General features: G+C 44.9%; 21 protein-coding genes and 1 pseudogene. 10 read left to right on the forward strand and 12 right to left on the reverse strand.

Annotated elements, in window-relative coordinates; all coding sequences use genetic code 11:
- Together Q8J68_RS02800 and Q8J68_RS14940 are read right to left on the reverse strand one after the other, a co-directional pair.
- Positions 1 to 257: pseudogene (locus Q8J68_RS02800) on the reverse strand (RNA-guided endonuclease TnpB family protein); the annotation flags it as partial.
- Between the two features lie 69 nt (positions 258 to 326).
- On the reverse strand, positions 327 to 524 hold the full coding sequence (locus Q8J68_RS14940) for a transposase (RefSeq protein ID WP_370867591.1): 198 nt from the start codon (positions 522 to 524) through the stop codon (positions 327 to 329).
- 73 nt (positions 525 to 597) lie between these two features.
- On the opposite strand from Q8J68_RS14940, the gene Q8J68_RS02805 reads away from it, so the two are divergent.
- From Q8J68_RS02805 to rpl12p, 8 genes are all read left to right on the forward strand, one after another.
- Positions 598 to 1,992, forward strand: coding sequence for a D-aminoacyl-tRNA deacylase (locus Q8J68_RS02805; protein WP_305310035.1), 1,395 nt, complete (start codon positions 598 to 600; stop codon positions 1,990 to 1,992).
- Positions 1,993 to 2,036: 44 nt separating this feature from the next.
- Positions 2,037 to 3,146: a cell division protein FtsZ gene (gene ftsZ, locus Q8J68_RS02810; protein WP_305310036.1), complete on the forward strand. Its 1,110-nt coding sequence runs from the start codon at positions 2,037 to 2,039 to the stop codon at positions 3,144 to 3,146.
- 217 nt (positions 3,147 to 3,363) lie between these two features.
- Positions 3,364 to 3,552, forward strand: a complete 189-nt coding sequence (locus tag Q8J68_RS02815; protein ID WP_370867593.1) for a protein translocase SEC61 complex subunit gamma — start codon at positions 3,364 to 3,366, stop codon at positions 3,550 to 3,552.
- A gap of 2 nt (positions 3,553 to 3,554) precedes the next feature.
- Positions 3,555 to 4,019 (forward strand): transcription elongation factor Spt5, encoded by a 465-nt coding sequence (locus Q8J68_RS02820; RefSeq protein WP_305310038.1) that lies wholly within the window; start codon positions 3,555 to 3,557, stop codon positions 4,017 to 4,019.
- Positions 4,020 to 4,059: 40 nt separating this feature from the next.
- Entirely contained in the window at positions 4,060 to 4,545 is a 486-nt protein-coding gene (locus Q8J68_RS02825; RefSeq protein WP_305310039.1) for a 50S ribosomal protein L11, read from the forward strand.
- A gap of 162 nt (positions 4,546 to 4,707) precedes the next feature.
- The gene (locus Q8J68_RS02830; RefSeq protein WP_305310040.1) at positions 4,708 to 5,349 is read left to right on the forward strand and encodes a 50S ribosomal protein L1; all 642 of its coding nucleotides are present in this window, start codon (positions 4,708 to 4,710) and stop codon (positions 5,347 to 5,349) included.
- Positions 5,350 to 6,369 carry a 50S ribosomal protein L10 gene (locus tag Q8J68_RS02835; protein ID WP_305310041.1) on the forward strand — a complete coding sequence of 340 codons (1,020 nt, stop codon included), beginning with the start codon at positions 5,350 to 5,352 and terminating at the stop codon, positions 6,367 to 6,369. It begins immediately after the preceding gene.
- A 53-nt stretch (positions 6,370 to 6,422) separates the two neighbouring features.
- Positions 6,423 to 6,737, forward strand: coding sequence for a 50S ribosomal protein P1 (gene rpl12p, locus Q8J68_RS02840; protein WP_305310042.1), 315 nt, complete (start codon positions 6,423 to 6,425; stop codon positions 6,735 to 6,737).
- A gap of 219 nt (positions 6,738 to 6,956) precedes the next feature.
- Here the strand turns inward: rpl12p and Q8J68_RS02845 are convergent, their stop codons facing one another.
- The 6 genes from Q8J68_RS02845 to Q8J68_RS02870 all read right to left on the reverse strand — a co-directional run bounded on the left by Q8J68_RS02845 (position 6,957) and on the right by Q8J68_RS02870 (position 12,503).
- Positions 6,957 to 8,579, reverse strand: coding sequence for an AarF/ABC1/UbiB kinase family protein (locus tag Q8J68_RS02845; RefSeq protein ID WP_305310043.1), 1,623 nt, complete (start codon positions 8,577 to 8,579; stop codon positions 6,957 to 6,959).
- 43 nt (positions 8,580 to 8,622) lie between these two features.
- Positions 8,623 to 9,552 carry an energy-coupling factor ABC transporter ATP-binding protein gene (locus tag Q8J68_RS02850; protein ID WP_305310044.1) on the reverse strand — a complete coding sequence of 310 codons (930 nt, stop codon included), beginning with the start codon at positions 9,550 to 9,552 and terminating at the stop codon, positions 8,623 to 8,625.
- Positions 9,546 to 10,313, reverse strand: a complete 768-nt coding sequence (gene cbiQ, locus Q8J68_RS02855; protein ID WP_305310045.1) for a cobalt ECF transporter T component CbiQ — start codon at positions 10,311 to 10,313, stop codon at positions 9,546 to 9,548. Before cbiQ ends, Q8J68_RS02850 begins: the two co-directional genes overlap by 7 nt.
- Positions 10,314 to 10,347: 34 nt before the next feature.
- Positions 10,348 to 10,803: a hypothetical protein gene (locus tag Q8J68_RS02860; protein WP_305310046.1), complete on the reverse strand. Its 456-nt coding sequence runs from the start codon at positions 10,801 to 10,803 to the stop codon at positions 10,348 to 10,350.
- A complete protein-coding gene (gene cbiM / locus Q8J68_RS02865) occupies positions 10,803 to 11,429 on the reverse strand; it encodes a cobalt transporter CbiM (protein ID WP_305310047.1) in 627 nt (208 codons plus the stop codon). The genes Q8J68_RS02860 and cbiM overlap by 1 nt, the downstream gene beginning before the upstream one ends.
- 129 nt (positions 11,430 to 11,558) lie before the next feature.
- Entirely contained in the window at positions 11,559 to 12,503 is a 945-nt protein-coding gene (locus tag Q8J68_RS02870; protein WP_305310048.1) for a DUF4198 domain-containing protein, read from the reverse strand.
- A gap of 310 nt (positions 12,504 to 12,813) precedes the next feature.
- On the opposite strand from Q8J68_RS02870, the gene Q8J68_RS02875 reads away from it, so the two are divergent.
- Together Q8J68_RS02875 and Q8J68_RS02880 are read left to right on the forward strand one after the other, a co-directional pair.
- Entirely contained in the window at positions 12,814 to 13,686 is an 873-nt protein-coding gene (locus Q8J68_RS02875) for a radical SAM protein (RefSeq protein WP_305310049.1), read from the forward strand.
- A gap of 79 nt (positions 13,687 to 13,765) precedes the next feature.
- Complete coding sequence (locus Q8J68_RS02880) at positions 13,766 to 14,392, forward strand: cohesin domain-containing protein (protein WP_305310050.1); 627 nt, start codon at positions 13,766 to 13,768, stop codon at positions 14,390 to 14,392.
- Positions 14,393 to 14,416: 24 nt separating this feature from the next.
- Here the strand turns inward: Q8J68_RS02880 and Q8J68_RS02885 are convergent, their stop codons facing one another.
- The 4 genes from Q8J68_RS02885 to Q8J68_RS02900 all read right to left on the reverse strand — a co-directional run bounded on the left by Q8J68_RS02885 (position 14,417) and on the right by Q8J68_RS02900 (position 18,461).
- Positions 14,417 to 15,196: an S-adenosyl-l-methionine hydroxide adenosyltransferase family protein gene (locus Q8J68_RS02885; protein ID WP_305310051.1), complete on the reverse strand. Its 780-nt coding sequence runs from the start codon at positions 15,194 to 15,196 to the stop codon at positions 14,417 to 14,419.
- A 116-nt stretch (positions 15,197 to 15,312) separates the two neighbouring features.
- Entirely contained in the window at positions 15,313 to 16,599 is a 1,287-nt protein-coding gene (gene thiC / locus Q8J68_RS02890) for a phosphomethylpyrimidine synthase ThiC (RefSeq protein WP_305310052.1), read from the reverse strand.
- Positions 16,600 to 16,954: 355 nt separating this feature from the next.
- The gene (aglJ, locus tag Q8J68_RS02895; protein ID WP_305310053.1) at positions 16,955 to 17,890 is read right to left on the reverse strand and encodes an S-layer glycoprotein N-glycosyltransferase AglJ; all 936 of its coding nucleotides are present in this window, start codon (positions 17,888 to 17,890) and stop codon (positions 16,955 to 16,957) included.
- Positions 17,891 to 17,909: 19 nt separating this feature from the next.
- Positions 17,910 to 18,461, reverse strand: a complete 552-nt coding sequence (locus tag Q8J68_RS02900; RefSeq protein ID WP_305310054.1) for a TATA-box-binding protein — start codon at positions 18,459 to 18,461, stop codon at positions 17,910 to 17,912.
- Positions 18,462 to 18,471 lie beyond the last annotated feature (10 nt).

Consider the following 18,471-nt stretch of genomic DNA (forward strand, 5'->3'; position numbering starts at 1 on the left):
AGGAAACTGTTCAGGCTTCGATTAACCACTTTTAATGTCTGCTGAGCATTATCGCTATGTAGCAAGCTATAATTCTCGTTTTCTTTACAATGGTGGTAGTTTTCTTCGTAGGACAGGAATTCGTTATTATTGGAATAATGATTGTTGATGGAATACAATCCTACATTGAACATGTTCTTTGATAGAAAACAGAGAGTATCGATTATCTGATATTGCTTTTTCGATAACCTGAGGTAGTTACTCACTGTTAGTAGCATAATATATTATAGCTCCTGATTACATTTAATTGTTTTTAGCATCGTGCGAGGGCTCGTTTCCTCCCATGATTAAAATCGTGGGTTTCCACGGCCCTCTGCGCTCCCATTTTTCATGATCGTATGCTGTTTTTTGCAGATATCTTCAGATAGTCTTATGATATCGGTTCTTGTTGGTTCGTTTAATAATTTTTTCCGATACTTGTATACAAGGATCAGGTGGTATTGCAGCAAGTATTTATGTCGGTTTTTTGATTTCCATGTATTCATAATATCGCCATTCAGCCCATACCCGAAAAGGTATGGGATTTCTGGCTAGTGCTTTTTAAATATTGGAGCAAGCATGAGTGAAAAAAAGACAAACATACTTTGTTCTTTGGCAGATGCGGCAAGCAGGAATATCGAAGATAAACTGATCTCACTCCGGCAATGGAAAAGTGTAGACCTTCCCAAATCATGGGAAGGCCTCTCCCGTGTTCTTGAAAATAAAAGCCACAGGATAATTGAGATCGAACAGCATCATATATACCAGGACAAAATCGACGAAAAGATGAAACTGCATGGATATGACACTGATCTCATAATAGTTGCCTCCAAGCATAAAAGCAGCGATGGAAGGGCAGTCCTGACCGCACACTTCACAGGAAATGTGAAAAATGCGGATTTTGGAGGGAGACCTTTTGAGCTGTCGATACCAGCTCCCTTTGTCATGTGTTCCATTCTACGGAATATGCAACTTCTTGCAGATGGAACGGGATTTGAGGTAAATATGGAGTCAACACATCACGGACCTACAGACATCAGCACCCCAATGGTGTATGCTGAGATAGGAAGTGGTGAAGAACAATGGTCAGACATCAGAGCTGCGGAAATAGTTGCAAAGGCAATACTTGAGGCACACCCGGAAAAGAAGCCGGTGGCCATAGGGATCGGAGGAGGGCACTATGCAAGCAGACAGACAAAACTGCTGCTTGAAGAAAACATTACCTTCGGACATAACTTTCCGGATCACCAGCTAGGTGATATCGGTACAGACCTGATACAGCAGGCTTTTGAAAAGTCAGGAGCGGATTTTGTATATTTTGACAGGAAATCCATGCCTTCCAGAGAGAGGGACAGAATGCAGAATATTATCCGGGACCTTGGATATATAGCCCTGCGGGAAGGAGACATAAAAGAAATAAAAGGTCTGGATTGGGACTTGTTCCTGCAAGTCCGCAAAATAACTGAGAAACTGTGCCCCGGAGGAAGGTTCAGCATCACCGAAGGCTTCCGGACAGCAACAGCCAAGGAAGTACAGGCAGGACAGCAGGTAAATTTATGTGCCGCCAGGATAAATGAACAGTTGCTTCAGGAGACATCTTCAGTCGACAGGGAAGCAATGCAGGCAGTGCTGGAAAAATTTGCGCCCATATATATTGAAAGAGGGAATGGCACCATATCCGGATATATACTGGGAGTCGGGGAACACATGAAAATAACGACGCAGGATATCATAAATGAATGCATTAAAATACTAAAAGAGCATTATGAAGTTAAATATATTCCAGAGGAGAATCTAATTTATATAGTGACTGAGAATTTCAGTCCCAGGATGGCAAAGGGACTTGGTATCAGTCCGGGTCCTCTGTATGGAAAACTGGCTAATAAGGAAACGATCATATTTAATGGGAAGACCATTGGACCGAAACTGGTCCATATGCGAAAGATTAAAGAAATCCCATTGACCATTCACTAACAATCACACCTGTAATTGAATACACGACTTCTGAGGGAAAAAAGATGAAATCCATAGTAGAAGAGGCACTGGCAAGGTCTGAACAGGAAGCACATCTTCGCAGCCCAGCTAAAACCCCTGATCACAGAGATATTAACGCTGAACTTGAAGAGATGTTGCGCGAGTTACAAACCAACATCAAGGTAATTGGTTGTGGCGGCGGCGGTTCGAACAGTACGCAAAGGATGGCGGACGAAGGAATTAAGGGAGCGGAACTGATTGCACTAAACACAGATGCTCAGCACCTCCTGCACATAAATGCTGACCGGAAGATACTCATTGGCAGGAAAAAGACAAGAGGCCTTGGAGCAGGCAGCCTTCCGCAGATCGGAGAGGATGCAGCTATTGAGAGTGTCGATGACATTGCCAGTGTGGTACAGGGCAGTGACATGGTATTCATCACAGCCGGACTGGGAGGAGGAACCGGAACAGGTTCAGCCCCGGTTGTTGCAGAGGCGGCAAGGGATGCAGGCGCACTGACAATTGCCGTTGTAACACTGCCTTTCAGTGTAGAGGGACATGTCAGGCGCACTAATGCAGAAGCAGGTCTTGAAAGATTGAGAGACGTCGCTGATACTGTCATCGTCGTACCTAACGACAAACTGCTGGAAGTTGTTCCGAGATTGCCTTTGCAGGCAGCCTTCAAGGTTTCCGATGAAGTGCTGATGAGAGCCGTGAAAGGCATCACTGAACTGATCACAAAACCAGGCCTTGTCAACCTTGACTTTGCTGATGTCAGGACTGTGATGCAGAACGGAGGCGTTGCCATGATCGGTCTTGGCGAAGCAGAAGGAGAGGCAAAAGCAGTAGAATCCGTGCAGAAAGCACTCCGAAGCCCACTGCTGGATGTTGACATCTCAGGCGCTACATCAGCTCTTGTAAACGTCGTCGGCGGACCGGACATGACCATCGCCGAAGCAGAGAGCGTGGTACAGGAAGTATACAACAGGATAGATCCCGAAGCAAGGCTTATATGGGGTGCCCAGATTGACAATTCCCTTGAGAACACTGTACGCACTATGATAGTTGTGACAGGAGTGAAGTCTCCACAGATATATGGCCACGGGGGAGCAAAGAACGTGACCAGGAGATATGGAATAGACTTTGTCAAATAATGGGTTCACCTGTTAAAGCACGCGATTGGACAGTACATAACTGCGCCGTCCAATCGAAAGGTATTTTATTATGTACGTTATTTAGATTCCGCCATAAACATGTATTTGGCAGAGTATACAGAACAAGATCTTATACTAAAATATAATCAATTATCTATCCTTACTATCTCATCAAGCATAACCGGTTGTGAAGTATTTGGCAGAAGACTCGTTTGATATAAAAGAATTTAACAGTAATTTAGGCCAGACCCTGAAGTCTTACATCAGGGTGCTCAAGCTGACAAAGAAACCTTCCAGGGAAGAGTTCCTGACCATAGCGAAAGTTGCGGGATTGGGAATCCTTGCAATCGGATTTGTTGGCTTCATAATATACGCGCTACTGGTCGAAGTACCGAGAATGGTGTAAGCATGGCTGGAGATTCTGTGATATTTGTAGTTAAGACCACTGCAAACCAGGAGCGCTCAGTTGCAAACATGATCACCCAGGTAGCGCGCAAGGACCACCTGGACATAAGGGCCATAATTGTCCCTGACGAACTTAAAGGATACGTACTTATTGAAGCTCCTGAGCCCGGCGTAGTGGAGCAGGCCATCCAGACCGTCCCCCATGCAAGGACCGTTGTAAAGGGCAGGTCAAGTATAGAGGAGATCTCACATTTCCTGACTCCCAAACCAACAGTTACAGGCATAACTGAGGGTGCGATCATTGAGATCACCTCCGGACCATTCAAAGGTGAGAGAGCTCGTGTCAAGAGAGTTGATGAGGGCCATGAGGAGATCACAGTTGAACTCTTCGATGCAGTCGTACCGATACCTATAACTATCCGTGGCGATACTGTAAGAGTCCTCAGGAAAGAAGAAAATAATTCCTGATACAATTTATTTATAATTAAAATTTAATGGTGATGTTCAAATGGCAAATGTCGTTGAAGCACTGGTCCCAGGAGGCAAGGCAAACCCAGGACCACCACTTGGTCCGGCACTTGGTCCTCTCGGGATCAACGTAAAAGCCGTGATCGAGAAGATCAATGAGAAAACAAGAGATTACAATGGAATGCAAGTCCCCATCAAGGTAATAGTTGCTGCGGACAAGAGTTTCGAAATCGAAGTCGGTACACCCCCCACAGCTGCACTGATCCTGAAGGAACTTGGACTTGAGAAAGGTTCAGGTGCCTCCGGGAGCGTAATGGTGGGCGACCTAAAAATACCACAGGCTGCCAAGATAGCACGCATGAAAAAGGATGATGTATTAGCATACACCTTAAAAGCGGCTGTCAAGGAAGTCCTTGGAGCATGTGTACCAATGGGTGTTACCGCAGAAGGAATGCACGCCAAGGAATGTCAGAAAGCCATCGATGAAGGCAAGTTTGACGAAGTGCTGGCAGGCGAATCCTGGTAACCGGACTTGACATCAGAGATAACCGATAGGTTTAAAACTGTTGTTTAAGTAAAAGGTGCCCGTCAGAGAGAGTTTCAGGCATATATCTGAAACTCTAAATAAGCCGTAGTAGACCGTAACGGTCCTGCCTGAACTGTTTGTTCAAACTACGGGAGGTAAAGAATGGCAGAGCAAAGAACAATAGAAGTTATTAACAGGTTATTGCAGGAGTCGCCGCAGCGTAAATTCGCTGAGAGCGTAGACCTGGCGATCAACCTGAAGAATCTTGACATGAGTCAGCCTAAAAACCGTGTCGATGAGGAAATCATATTACCGCATGGTTTAGGTAAAGACCTCAAGATCGCTGTTTTTGCAAAAGGAGAAGTAGGTCTCCAGGCAAAGGAAGCAGGCGTCAAGTATGTGTTCACGGATACAGACATCGCCGAGCTTGGAGGAGACAAGTCACGCGCAAGAACAATTGCCAACGAATGTGACTTCTTCATTGCTGAAGTTCAATACATGGCCCAGATCGGTAAGAACCTGGGTGCGATCCTTGGTCCCAGAGGAAAGATGCCGATACCCTTGCCGCCTGGCAAGAATGTCGGAGATGTCGTGAACAATGCAAAGAACTCTATCAGGATCAGGTCCAAAGATAGGCTTACATTCCACGTTTCCATCGGACGGCAGGATATGGATGTCAAGAAGCTGGCAGAAAATATAGAAACTGTCCTGGGCAGGGTCGAACAATCCCTTGAGAAGGGAAAGCATAACATAAGGTCAATTTATGTTACAACGACCATGGGCAAATCCGTGAAGGTGGTATAAATGCAAGACATTCACCACGCAGAGCATGTTCCTCAATGGAAGAAACAGGAAGTTGAGGAGATCAAGGAACTTGTAAAGAAGTATCCCCTGTTCGGAGTAGTGGGCGTCGCCGGAATTCCCGCCAAGCAACTTCAAAAAATGAGAAGGAACCTCCAAGGTACCGCTATTTTGAAGGTTGCAAGGAACACACTTATAAAAAGGGCATTTGACGAGTCTAGTGAAGACATCCAGAAGATGGATGGTTACATTGACACACAGACAGCCCTGATATTCACCGAACAAAACCCGTTCAGACTATACAAATTGCTTGAACAGAGCAAAAGTCCCTCACCTATAAAGGGAGGTACTGTTGCACCGAAAGATATAATTGTTCAGGCAGGTCCGACAGGTTTCCCACCAGGCCCCATACTCGGGGAAATGCAGGCCGTAGGAATTCCTGCAGCCATAGACGCCGGGAAAGTGGTTGTAAGGGAAACTAAGACGGTTGCAAAGGAAGGAGAGGTCGTCTCACAGAAACTGGCAGCCATGCTCACAAGACTTGAGGTCTACCCAATGATAGTGGGCCTTGATCTGAGAGCAGTCCTTGAAGCAGGTTCGATCTTTACACCGGATGTCCTGGCAATCGATGAGACAAAGTTCTTGTCAGATGTCATGCTGGCAGCCCGGCAGGCACTTAACTTATCAGTCAGTGCAGCATACCCGACAGCAGACAATATCCGCACTATCATCGCAAAGGCTACAACAGAATCACGCAACCTTGGTATCTACGCAGTTGTGCTCGAGCCGGACATCATGGATGCCCTGCTTGGAAAAGCATACTCACAGATGCTTGCAGTTGCATCTGCAGCATCAGATGTTAATGAGGAAGCAATTGACGATGAGCTGAAAGAGACCCTTGGAGCAAGGGCCACATCAGCAGCGGTAGCAACCGAAGCAACTGAGACAGTTGAAGAGAAGGAAGAAGAGGAAGAGAACAGCGAAGAAGAAGGAATGGCTGGCCTCGGAGCACTCTTTGGATGAACAAGACGGACATAATTACAACATTTACATTAACAAACAAAAGGTGATTTCACATGGAATACATATACGCAGCACTTTTATTGCACAAAGCAGGTAAAGAGATTTCAGAAGCAACAGTTACTGCCGTACTTCAGGCAGCAGGCGTAGAGGTCAACGATGCACGCGCAAAGGCACTCATCGCAGCTCTTGAAGGCGTAGACATCGAGGAAGCAATGGCAACTGCAGCAGTCGCAGCAGCACCAGCAGCCGCAGCAGCACCAGCAGCCGCAGCAGCAGCAGCACCAGCAGCAGCAACCAAGAGCGAAGAAGAAGACAAGGAAGAAGCAGAAGAGAGCGGAATGGCCGGTCTCGGTGCACTCTTTGGGTAAACAAATATCAAAAATGCTCGCCTTGTGCGAGCAAATCTCTTTTTTTAAATAGCGTTTTTTGAATATCCGACACTTCACATTGTATTTTGAAGTAAGTGTCCTTTACCATAACAAGTCTATTCCTCATTAATATAAGAATAACATTGTTCCAGCCCTCATATCATGCCAGTGCATAGAGAAGTAACATGTCAGCTTTTTATGATTGACCCATTTACCCCTTTAAGGCCGTTTAAAGAACATTATTCCAAAGAGTATGATAGCACTAGTGAACCCGATTATTCCAAGTGCAGGCAGATACCCGGTTCCTCGGACTGACAGGTAGGCTGAGGACACAAGGATAGCCAGCAGGAAGACATATTTAAAGATGGTATCTATTGTCCGGTATCTCTTGATTTCACTGCTCTTTTTCTCCAGCTTCTCGATCCTGTAGCCTCTTATAGTCTCGATGACATCGTTAACGCCCTGCGGGAGGTTCTTGATTATGTCAAGATATCTGTCCCCTTCCAGTTGCAGGTATTCAGCCGCCTCGAAGGGAGAATATCGCTTTATAAAAACCTGCATTATAACAGGCTTGGCATCTTCCAGCAAATTGAACTTCGGATCAAGTTCCAGACAATTAGCTTCGATGAGTATCAAAGCCCTCTCAAGGGTCGAGAACTCACTGGGAAGAGAAAGGTTATACTTAAGCCCCAGAGTGGCATAGTTGTCACTCTGCCTCTCACCAACGGAGTAATTCTGTTTGGAGATAATATCATCAAGGTCTATCTTGAAACGACGGACATCAATGTCTTCTTTGTTTATCCCGGATATTTTCAGAAAAGCCTCAAAGACTATGTCCACTTTCTTCTTGTATATGCCGTAAAAAAGGTTGAGCATATTGCGGCGCAGCTCATCGTCGATTGTGCCCACTGCACCAAAATCGATGTAAGCTATTCCATCCTGCTGGATGAGTATATTGGAACTATGGGGATCTGCATGGTAGAACCCATCAATATAGACCTGTTTCAGGTAACTGGTGCTGATGAGCTTTGCATACCACTTCCTCTTATCAGCCGGGATATGTGAAAGCTTCCTGATGGGTATGCCTTCCATATAATCCATGATCAGGACATTCTCATTAGAGAATTCATCATAGACACCGGGCACGCGGATCCCATCCACGCCTTCAAAGTTATCCCTGAAACGCTTAAGATTCCTTGCCTCGTTCCTGAGGTCCAGTTCCCTGTTAAGGACATCCTTGAACTCAAAAAGGAAAGCATCAATATCAAAATTACTGCCCAGGCCAAGGGCTCTAACTATGACGGGCTTCAGGTCGTCCAGTATGGCGAGATCCTGGTTGATAGTATTGATAAGATTTGGCTTTGTTATCTTTACAGCAACCCTCTTACCATCATATACAGCCTCATAGACCTGTGCTATTGAAGCGCAGGCAATGGGAGTTGTGTTAAATTCATCGAATATCGCAAGTATATCAAAATCATCCTTTTCCGGAGTATCCGCATCCAATGGCTTACAACTAAGTCCGTTGAAGGCGACCTTCATGAACTCGAAATCAACCCTTTTTACATTGTCCTGAAGATGAGACAGCTCCTCCACATATATGGCAGGAACAATATCCGGCCTTTTACTCAGCATCTGTCCCAGCTTGACAAATGTGGGCCCAAGCTCCTCAAGGGCCATCCTCAGGTTCTCAGCATTCTTCCTGATCTTAATATCTGCAACGCATAAATTGCGCTTATTTGAAACATAATAATTGTTGACTTCGCTGTAGAGAATGCTGAAAAGGCCATACTTGTAGAATAACCTGGAAATAGTGATATACCTGCGGAGTTTTTTAAACATTATTTTATTATTTGTCCTGTAACTAGATATATTTTCTTGCTACCTAATCCGTCTTTTTCTGACGATGATGGTTGTAGAATTGCATTAAATCAGATATTTCTTTATGAGTATGCTCATGAATGTGCAAGTGAACATGTCCTTCCCTGCCCTCTATGGTTTTTGTCAGCACCTCAACAGCTTCATCAAAAGATAAGGGAAGATCATCCGAAGAATAACCAAAACAATTCAATACCTTGAATAGCTTGAAAACATCAGGTGCCTCCAGGTTGTTCGTCTTTAGAAGCTCCCAGTCAGAGAATATTTCCCTCGGAGACCCTTCGGCAACAATCCTGCGATTGAGTACATAGACCCGGTCGGCAAGCTCAGGAAGCGCATTGACATCATGCATTGCAATTATCGTGGTTATACCATCACGTTTGTTCAGATCGTTAATAAGACTTATAAAATCTGCACGGCTTCTAGGATCCAGATTCGCAGTGGGCTCATCCAGCACAAGCACTTTTGGTTCCATTGAAAGTACTGATGCAAGAGCAACTCTTTTTTTCTGCCCGTAACTAAGGTTATGGGGAACTCTTTCTTCAAACCCCTCAAGACCTACTTTTGAAAGAGCCACATGTACGCGCCTTTTAACTTCCTTTTCATCAAGTCCCATATTTATCGGACCAAAAGCAACATCATCGAACACATTTGGCATGAAAAGCTGGTCATCAGGATCCTGGAACACAACACCCACCTGGCGGATCTTCTCTTCAATTCGCATGTCAGAAATAGATCTGCCGAAAACTGAGACATTACCAGTAGGATTTTTGATCGTGCCGTTCAGATGAAGGAAAAATGTGGTCTTCCCAGCGCCGTTAGGACCGACTATCACCACTTTCTCACCTTCGTTGATCGTGAGATTTACATCCTCAAGAGCTGCTGTCCCATCAGAATATGAATAGCTCAGACCCTCGACCTTAATTGCTTCTACCATAATGATCCCAACTGATAAGCATGCACAAAGATAGCAATTCCCACCATACATGTACTTAATACATAATCCTTTGTGCTCATTCTGAGATTTATCAGAGTCATTGGTTTACCTGTGTATCCCTTGGAAACCATAGCCTGATACACCCTGTTTGTACGGTCATAGCTTTTAATGATCAACATACCCAAAAGATTACCAAATATGGAAAGACCGTGGTAATTAGCCTTTAAGGTAAATCCCTTGCATTCCATTGACTCCCACATCCTGCTGAATTCATCCATTATGACGAAAATGTACCTGTATGTGAACATGAGCATCTGCACAAGTATGCCTGGAACCCTGAGGGCATATAATGCTTTTATGGTCATATCAAATCTTGTAGTTGCCAGCATGGTAATAGCGAGTGTAACTGCAGCAAGGGCCCTGATTATTATAAGGGAAGCATATGCCAGGCCTTCCATTGAAACCGAAACTCCGGCTATGTTTATGAGTTCCGTGCCTTCAACCGTAAGAGGCATGATCAGCAATAAAGGGAAAAGGAAAAAGAAAACCATGCGTATTCTCTTCAGGGCAAAACCAATTGGTAACCCGGATATAAGTAATATGAATAGTGAGAACAAGAACCCTAATAAAGCAATCCTGATATCGTTTACAAAAACAAAAGAGAAAATAAGCAAGGTGAAAGACACTATCTTGGCACGGGGATCGAAGTGATGTATTGGCGAATCCATTGATGCAAATTCATCTATCTCCGGATATTCCATTAAACACCACCTTCAATCAAATATAAGTGTTAACTTATTCACTTTTAGATTTCCTTGATGACAAGTACAGTGCTATACCTGCAATTCCAAGAATATACCCAAAGCCCGCACCAATTCTTGTAGCCAGTGGCAATTCAGCTTCTTCCGGTTCACTAACCGCATCACCTGTGAGACTAAAAGTCTTTTCGTTCTTGTGGCCGCTTTCAGAAACAACTACCCTGTATTCAGACACACCTATTTTGGGTGTAAAGTAATACACCCCATCCGAATCGGTCGTGTCTTCAATATACAGTTCCTCTACACCATTCTTAATAGTATAGATAATGACATCTGCATTGGCCATAGGATCCCCGCCACCAAACCAGGCCTTAACCTCAACTTCCGTAATCCGTTCCTGAACATAGACCCTGTGTGCAGAAACTGCAGGCATCAAAAGTGTCAGGGCCACACTTACCAAAACTAAGATCCTGATAATCTTTAAAGAATCCATTATCTCATATCCCCCTTGTCCAGTGGTAACAATTCAGGTCTCACTTTCAAGAGGAAAGTAACAACCGAACCTGTTATGACCCCTTCAATGAACATTACCGGAACATGGGCCATTATCACCACATAAGCTATCTCCCTGAACTCTTCTCCAGTACTTATCAACATCAAAGCCAGAAGAATACCTGATAAGAATATCCCCAGTGATCCACACAGGGCACCTAACAATGAAGGGTTGATACCCTTCCTATATCCGAACCTGAAAGTCGCATATGCAAGAAGGGCCGGCACACCCATCATTACATTATTGATACCAATGGTCGTGATGCCACCGTGCTGGAAAAGGAATGACTGCAAAGTGAGGCCAACAAGCATTGCAGGAAATGCCATGATGCCAAGTACAACTCCAAGGAGTCCGTTTAACAGAAGATGTACACTTGTCGGACCAATGGAAACATGAACCAGGGAAGCGACAAAAAAAGCACCTGTCATGATGGAGATCTTTGGAATCTCTTCAGCCATGTTGTGCTTGCATTTGCAACTCCAGAGAATCACAGCATTCAAAGCTAGTGCTATTGCCCAGCCGGCAACAATGACCGAAAAAGACAACACACCGTCTGAAATATGCATAATTTTAGCCTCAGAATTAAGATAAGTTATGAATTGCTTTTACATTAATGTGATTTCGACCAGAGAATGAATAGCAATATATAAAAAACAATTGATAGGGCGGATAGATGGTCACCCCATCAGTCAGATCTATTCTTTCCTCGTTATCTTATAGAGAGCACCAAGTATGCCTGCAAGGGCAATTGTTGCTACAAATCCGGGAGTACTCGCTGTCTTGCCTGAAGGGGTAGCTTGTGTTTCCCCTGCTGCTTTTGGAGGGAAAGACTCTATTATCGGGACTATAAATACGCCCCTTACCGGCTGACCCTGTTCAGGCTCCATGGTTACTCCAACGAACCAGATTCCCGGCTCGTCGAGGGTATAAAGGAACTCACCATTATCATTTGTCTTGGCAAGTCTGGTGAATACCATCGGTGCATCATAGGGGAACATCTCTTCAGCTGCTTCCACTATCTCAATACCATCCTCCAGGGTATTATATATCTCTATTTCAACATTAGCACCAGCAAGAGCCTCACCATTGTAGAGTGCTTTCCCGGCAAAGACAAATCCTTCCTCCATTCCATAGGGTCTCATATAAGGAATGATCTCGGTTTCCTGGCCAACCTCAGTATCCCAGCCAACCCACATTTCCTCGCCAGAGTGAATAATGGCTTTGGTGAAGTCTACCATATCTTCATCAACATCCTCATATTTTACAGAGATGACTGAATCTCCCATCTGATCTACTGTAAAAGAGGTTTTATATGCAACAAAGGTGCCCATGTTTCCGTCTTCATCCATTCCGTCAACGGTTATTTCTTCAACTGTGAGTTGCTCAACCGTACCGTCTGGTTTGGTAACTGTTACTTCAGGAACATTAGACATATCAAAAAGGATATGTTCGTAAGGGTGACCCCACATAATGTAAATGTCTTTAGTGTCTCCAAGTTCTGCAATGTAGTCTATCGGAGCTACATCCCAGATGGTATCTTCGCTATCACTGGGGAAAACCATAGTGAAATGCGCAGCTGCAATACCTGATGAACAAAGAATGATGCCTGTTAATAATAAACTAAAGATAATCCGTCTCAAATTGAACCTCCGATGGTTTAGTAATTGAAGATGGTAGATAACACTAAATAAATACTTGTTGCTACTAAAAGCGCTTATTAATAAAGACTATCATAATAGATGCTATGATTAAGCACAATAATGGCAAGTCACATAGAAATGATTAAAAAAGGATTTTTACATGACGCAAGGTTTCAATAAGAAAGAAACACTATCCTAGATTGTTGTCATGACAAACTTTTCACCAATAACTGCCGCAAAAGCCCTCTGGCAAATGCGGATCAAAAAAAGACCTTTTGTACTCTCCCATGCAGTTAATTCTTCATGCAACATGAGATGCAAATTCTGCGAGTACTGGAAGGAGAGCGGACCCCAGATGGAGCTTCAAAAGGTTTTCAGTTTGCTTGATGAGGCAAGGGGGTTTGGTATACAGGTCTACAACGCATGGACTGTTGAGCCGTTGCTGAGAACTGACCTTCCACAGATATTCGAACACGCCAAAGGCCTCGGAATGACGACATCCATGATAACCAACGGCCTTCTGCTGGAGAAGAGAGCCGAGGAACTTGTTCACCTTGACTATCTTTCTGTGTCAGCCGACGGCACATCCAGCTATAGGGAGATAAGAGGAGTCGATTTTGAGAGGATATTGCCTGGCATCATCAGGGCACGAGAAGTAATGGGCAAGCCCGTGCTGTTGAACTGCGTCATCAGCGGAAAGAATCTTGATGATATCGAGGAACTCATTCTCCTTGCAAAGAACCTCGACCTGAAGATATCCTTTGAACCCATGTATGAGTTTGGCAGCATTGCCTCAGATACATGGAAAGAGCTTGGCATAAGGGATATGGAAAAATATCGCAGGACTGTGGATAAGATCATCGAATTGAAAAAGGAGGGTTACCCCGTAATCAATTCCCTGACATACCTTGGAATGGTAAGAGACCTGAGAACTGATTATACATGCCATGCCAATGACCTGATACTGTGTGTTGCATCAGACGGGAGCATTGAGAACTGCAGGGTACACAGGGAACCGGTAGGCAATATAAGGGACGGAATTGCAAATGTATGGGAGAGGACGCGGAAAGAAAGAAAGGAAAACGCGGCAAAATGTGAAAAATGTCTGTTCTTCGGATATGTGGAAAACAGCATGCTCTATGATTTCAATCTTGAGGTCATGAGACACTATGACTGGATGTGAGCTGAAGTCCATATATCTAAGACTAATTTTATATAAGTTATATGATAATATATGAGATATCTAAGACAGGTTGATTTCCATGATATCTACAAACACCCGCAGGGTCCTTCTTCTAATAATAGTATCCTTTCTGCTGGCATTGCCGACATTAGTAGCAAGTGCGAGCGCAGAAACTGTTGTACGCATATCCCCCGAGGTGACGCGCGTCAGTGAGAACGGGAACTTCTCCCTGGAAGTGTTCATTGAGCCTGATGCTGCGGTTTCAGGTGCTGAGTTCGCGTTGACATACGACCCTTCACTGGTGAAAATAATTCATGTTTCTGAAGGTGTTTTCCTTAGTCAGGAAGAAGAACAAACCATGTTCTCACCCGGCAGTGACAATACCAACGGTACACTAAGCGGAGTGTACGGACTGGTGCTTGGAGGAGAGAAGGCACTTGATGCAGGTACCTTCGCAAACATAGAGTTCATCGCCACAGGAAAGGAAGGTATTGCCCATATTGAACTCAGGGATGTTACAATCACTAATTCCACTGGTACGAAATTACCGGTGGTAATTAAGAACGGCAGAGTGCTTGTAGGTGATGTACGGGACATCAGCCCATCATCGAACACAGACCAGACAAAGGAAGCAGGCTACCGACAATCGGCGCTGATTATTTTTGCACTGGCAGGTATGTTCCTGGCAGCAAAGAAGAAATTGTAAGATTATGGGGTGCCGGGGCTCTTGTCACTTATTTTGTGTGATCTGAATATTTACTCGGTCCCCATTACGCAGGCCCAGTATTTCTGCAGCACTTCCCTGGTTCACTGCAATCTCGAAAAACCCATGGCTTCCTATGATACAGAGTATGTCGCCAACCTGCACTTGCCCGTATGTTTGCAGGAATGGGACGCAATGATCTGCTATCTGCAGGACTGTACCGGACATGATTTTCCGGTGAACGAGATTATGAGGGATATTAGTTATCACATTCCCAAAGTCGTCAATATAATTAACTTCAGCCAGTATACAGTTATCCCGTATTACTGCGTCCGAAATATCAAGACCGATATAATCATCGATCTTTCCGCCAACTTCTCCGGCAGCCATACCCTTTGCGATAAAAGCCCCTACGCGTGCGAAGATATCCCTGCCATGAAAGGTTGATGAGACAGTGCTTAGAAGATCCTTATTGGTAATTTCGTAAACCTTCGGATCACCCAGCTTCCCTGCTGCAGGCACCATGAGTCCATTGTCGGGACCTACGAAGTACTGTCCTCCTGAGACTATTACTATCGCTTTTCTGGAGGTGCCCACCCCGGGGTCAACAACAGCTATATGGACTGTCCCTTCCGGAAAATATTCTGCCACACTGTAGATGGCAAAGGCGCCTGCGCGTATATCAGCATGCGGGACAGAGTGTGTGATATCCACAATATCCATACCGGGACAGATACCAAGTATCACAGCTTTGAGAGAAGCAGGATAGAGGGTCCCGAAATCAGTTGTAAGGGTCACGATTGCCATAATAGCCGGATTTACGCGGTACTATAAAAGTTGTATGATACACAAAGAGATACTCCGGAAAGAGAGATCAATAAAAAAGAAAAAGAGTGAGAAAACAAAGTAATGCCCAGAGGGCATTACTTTAAGAGGTTGTAGCTCTTGTTGACTATCTTGAGTGCGCAGAAGTCACCGCACATCGTGCATGCGTCTTCATCGCCCGGTGCCCTGCTGTTCCTGATGCTCCTTGCAAGCTGCGGGTCAAGTGCCAGATTGTACATTCCTTCCCAGTCTAGTCTTGCGCGTGCTCTGCCCATTGCAAGGTCAACGTCGCGGCTTTCCTTGTATTTTACCATGTCACCTACGTGTGCTGCGATCTTTGATGTCCTGACACCCTCGACAACGTCTTCAAGGTTTGGAAGTGCAAGGTGTTCTGCGGGTGTTACGTAGCAAAGGAAGTCACAGCCTGCTGCTGCAGCAGTAGCCGCACCTATTGCTGTTACGATATGGTCCCGACCTGCACCGATATCAGTTACCAGTGGACCGAGCATGTAGAATGGCTTTCCGCCGCTCATTGATTTCATGAGCTTGACGTTCATCTCAACCTCATCAAGTGGAACATGACCCGGACCTTCGACTATGACCTGCAGGTCGTATTTGTCGTGTGCCTTCTGTGCGCACTCAGAGTTGATGATGAGTTCCTGAACCTGTGCCCTGTCGGTCGCGTCGTGGATTGCGCCTGCACGCATTCCGTTACCTGTTGAAAGGGTGACTTCGTGCTCTTTGAGGATCTCACAGAGATAATCAAAATGTTCAAAAAGTGGGTTTTCTTTCTCGTTGTGCAGCATCCATGTGCTCATGAATGCACCGCCACGGGAGCAGAGACCACCGAATCTGCCATGTGCCTTCAACCTGTCAAGAACAATGTTGTTGATACCTGTGTGAATCGCCATGAAGTTTGTACCGAGTTTTGCCTGCTCCTCGGTCGCATACCAGAGGTCATCTTCCGTCATATGTATGATGGAACCGTCTCTCTTTGCTGCGGTAATGAATGCCTGGTAAAGTGGTACTGAACCTACTGAAAGAGAAATTGCGTCACACACCTTCTTCCTGATACCAAGGAAGTCCCCGCCGGTACCGAGTTCCATAAGTGTGTCTGCGCCTGCTGCTTCTGCTGCCTTTGCCTTTGCTATTTCCATTTCTTCATCAACTATGTCTGATGATGCACCTATGGATGCATTGACCTTGGTCCTGAGCCCTTCACCGATACCACAGAGCTTGATGTCCCTGTAGGGAGTCATTGGGATGACGATCCTGCCTGAAGCGATACCGCGCCTTATGAAATCAGGGTCTTTGCCTTCATCCTTGGCTACGATCTTCATCTCTTCTGTAATTTTACCATTCTTTGCATCTGTTACTATTGTCATGATCTGTTCCTCGGTATTTGATGTACCCTACAAGAATCATATCGTATATAACACTTTTTAAAAAATTTACTTTCATGCAAATCAACTTAACTTTATTTGCCAAATGTAATGTAAAAAAGTAAAACATATACATCAGAAGATTTAACAGAAAAAGAGATAATAGAGGTTGCAAAATAAATGAAAGCAGATCTTTGCTAAACTGAACTTGAATTGATATTAAATTAAGTTGTCTTGTTTTACACATAGGGAGACTTTTGCAGGAGATGGTTAAAAGCCCTGCTGTAATAACAATGAAAATGAGATGAATGAATAAAAAAATAACAGGTTGGAAAAACTCAGGTTCAGCCTGATATTATCACTTTTTGTCTTCAAGAGACCTCAGGTCCTCGGATAATTTGCGGAGCATGCGCAGGTTCTCCCGGTGAAGGGAAACCGTAAGATCGCTCAGCATTCCAAAAAAGAACATCTGGAAACCTGCAAGAAGAAGAATAGCGGTAAGAATTGTAAGAGGTATGCGGGTAACACCCTGAACCCATTGAAAGACCACGAACAGGCCCGTAATAAAACCAGCCAGCATAAATGCCACGCCTATGATACCAAAGTAGAACATAGGATTATGCAGCCTGGCCATCTTGTAGATAGTCCTGGCTATTCGCGCACCATCTTTCACCGGATGGAGCTTGGTATCAGCTTTATAATGCCTTTTCAGGTAGGAAATCGGGACGACCTTTATCCTGTGATCCTTCTTGATGCTGTCAATGGTCATCTCGGACTCTATTTCAAAGCCCATCTCCCTCAGTTCAAAGGACTTAACAGCTTTATAGGTATAACCCCTGTAGCCTGTCAGAACATCATCAAGCCATTCCCCGTATGCAAAACCGAATAGCTTGTTAAGCATCCGGTTACCAAAGTGATTCAGCTTTGTAAAAGCTCCTGCTTCGTAATCTGCAAACCGGTTCCCCATGACATGGTCAGCACTGCCGTCCAGGAGAGGTTTCATAATTGCATGCACGTCGCTTGCGAGATATGTGCCGTCGCCGTCTATCATTACAACATATTTGCTGTCGATAAGGCTAAATGCTTCCTGGATAGCCTGGCCCTTGCCTTTACCACTCTGGACGATCACACGGGCACCCTCTGCTTCCGCTATACTTCGTGTAGCATCAGTGCTGTTACCGTCAATTACAAGGATATTGTCGAAGCCCTCGGACCTGAAATTCTGTATCAGCTGTCCGATAGTGGCTTCCTCGTTAAGTGTGGGTATCAGAACACACACTTCTTCAGTCGGCAATGAACTCACACTTTTCCGATTAGAGGAGGCCCATACTGTCAAGCTGCTGCCTTACGACCTCAACACCCTGCTCACAGTTCTCAGGGGATTTGCCGCCGGTGACAACCAGTTTACCTGAGCTGAAAATGAGCACTACTACCTTGGGGTCCTCAATGCGGTAGACAAGCCCCGGGAACTGCTCTGGCTCATATTCGATGTTCTCAAGACCAAGCCCTATTGCAATCGCATTCAGGTTCAGGACAGCCTGCAGATCTGCGGAAGCAACTATATTCTGGACGGTGATCTCTGGTTTTTCGAGGGTCTTGATGCCTATTCCATTGAGCTTTTTGGCCATGTTGCCTATGACCGTGTGGACATCAGCTACATTCTTTGCGCCGGTGCATACCACTTTTCCAGATGTGAACACCAAGAATGCAGCCTTTGGATCAGTAACCCTGTAAACGAGACCGGGAAACTTTTGTTTGTTATACTCTGCACCCTCGAACTCGGCCTCTATCTTAGTGAGATCGAATTCTTCTGCAAGCTTTGTAGACGCTACTACATTCTCAATCTTGATATTATAATCTGACATGGTATATCCT

The sequence above is a fragment of the Methanolobus sp. genome (assembly GCF_030682845.1).
In the GTDB taxonomy this organism is placed as follows: Archaea; Halobacteriota; Methanosarcinia; order Methanosarcinales; family Methanosarcinaceae; genus Methanolobus.

Excerpts from the sequence above, each read along its gene's own strand:
- Q8J68_RS14940 (WP_370867591.1), bottom strand. The coding sequence starts at position 524 with ATGAATACATGGAAATCAAAAAACCGACATAAATACTTGCTGCAATAC.
- Q8J68_RS02805 (WP_305310035.1), top strand. The coding sequence starts at position 598 with ATGAGTGAAAAAAAGACAAACATACTTTGTTCTTTGGCAGATGCGGCA.
- ftsZ (WP_305310036.1), top strand. The coding sequence starts at position 2,037 with ATGAAATCCATAGTAGAAGAGGCACTGGCAAGGTCTGAACAGGAAGCA.
- Q8J68_RS02820 (WP_305310038.1), top strand. The coding sequence starts at position 3,555 with ATGGCTGGAGATTCTGTGATATTTGTAGTTAAGACCACTGCAAACCAG.
- Q8J68_RS02825 (WP_305310039.1), top strand. The coding sequence starts at position 4,060 with ATGGCAAATGTCGTTGAAGCACTGGTCCCAGGAGGCAAGGCAAACCCA.
- Q8J68_RS02830 (WP_305310040.1), top strand. The coding sequence starts at position 4,708 with ATGGCAGAGCAAAGAACAATAGAAGTTATTAACAGGTTATTGCAGGAG.
- Q8J68_RS02835 (WP_305310041.1), top strand. The coding sequence starts at position 5,350 with ATGCAAGACATTCACCACGCAGAGCATGTTCCTCAATGGAAGAAACAG.
- rpl12p (WP_305310042.1), top strand. The coding sequence starts at position 6,423 with ATGGAATACATATACGCAGCACTTTTATTGCACAAAGCAGGTAAAGAG.
- Q8J68_RS02845 (WP_305310043.1), bottom strand. The coding sequence starts at position 8,579 with ATGTTTAAAAAACTCCGCAGGTATATCACTATTTCCAGGTTATTCTAC.
- Q8J68_RS02850 (WP_305310044.1), bottom strand. The coding sequence starts at position 9,552 with ATGGTAGAAGCAATTAAGGTCGAGGGTCTGAGCTATTCATATTCTGAT.
- cbiQ (WP_305310045.1), bottom strand. The coding sequence starts at position 10,313 with ATGGAATATCCGGAGATAGATGAATTTGCATCAATGGATTCGCCAATA.
- Q8J68_RS02860 (WP_305310046.1), bottom strand. The coding sequence starts at position 10,803 with ATGGATTCTTTAAAGATTATCAGGATCTTAGTTTTGGTAAGTGTGGCC.
- cbiM (WP_305310047.1), bottom strand. The coding sequence starts at position 11,429 with ATGCATATTTCAGACGGTGTGTTGTCTTTTTCGGTCATTGTTGCCGGC.
- Q8J68_RS02875 (WP_305310049.1), top strand. The coding sequence starts at position 12,814 with ATGAGATGCAAATTCTGCGAGTACTGGAAGGAGAGCGGACCCCAGATG.
- Q8J68_RS02880 (WP_305310050.1), top strand. The coding sequence starts at position 13,766 with ATGATATCTACAAACACCCGCAGGGTCCTTCTTCTAATAATAGTATCC.
- Q8J68_RS02885 (WP_305310051.1), bottom strand. The coding sequence starts at position 15,196 with ATGGCAATCGTGACCCTTACAACTGATTTCGGGACCCTCTATCCTGCT.
- thiC (WP_305310052.1), bottom strand. The coding sequence starts at position 16,599 with ATGACAATAGTAACAGATGCAAAGAATGGTAAAATTACAGAAGAGATG.
- Q8J68_RS02900 (WP_305310054.1), bottom strand. The coding sequence starts at position 18,461 with ATGTCAGATTATAATATCAAGATTGAGAATGTAGTAGCGTCTACAAAG.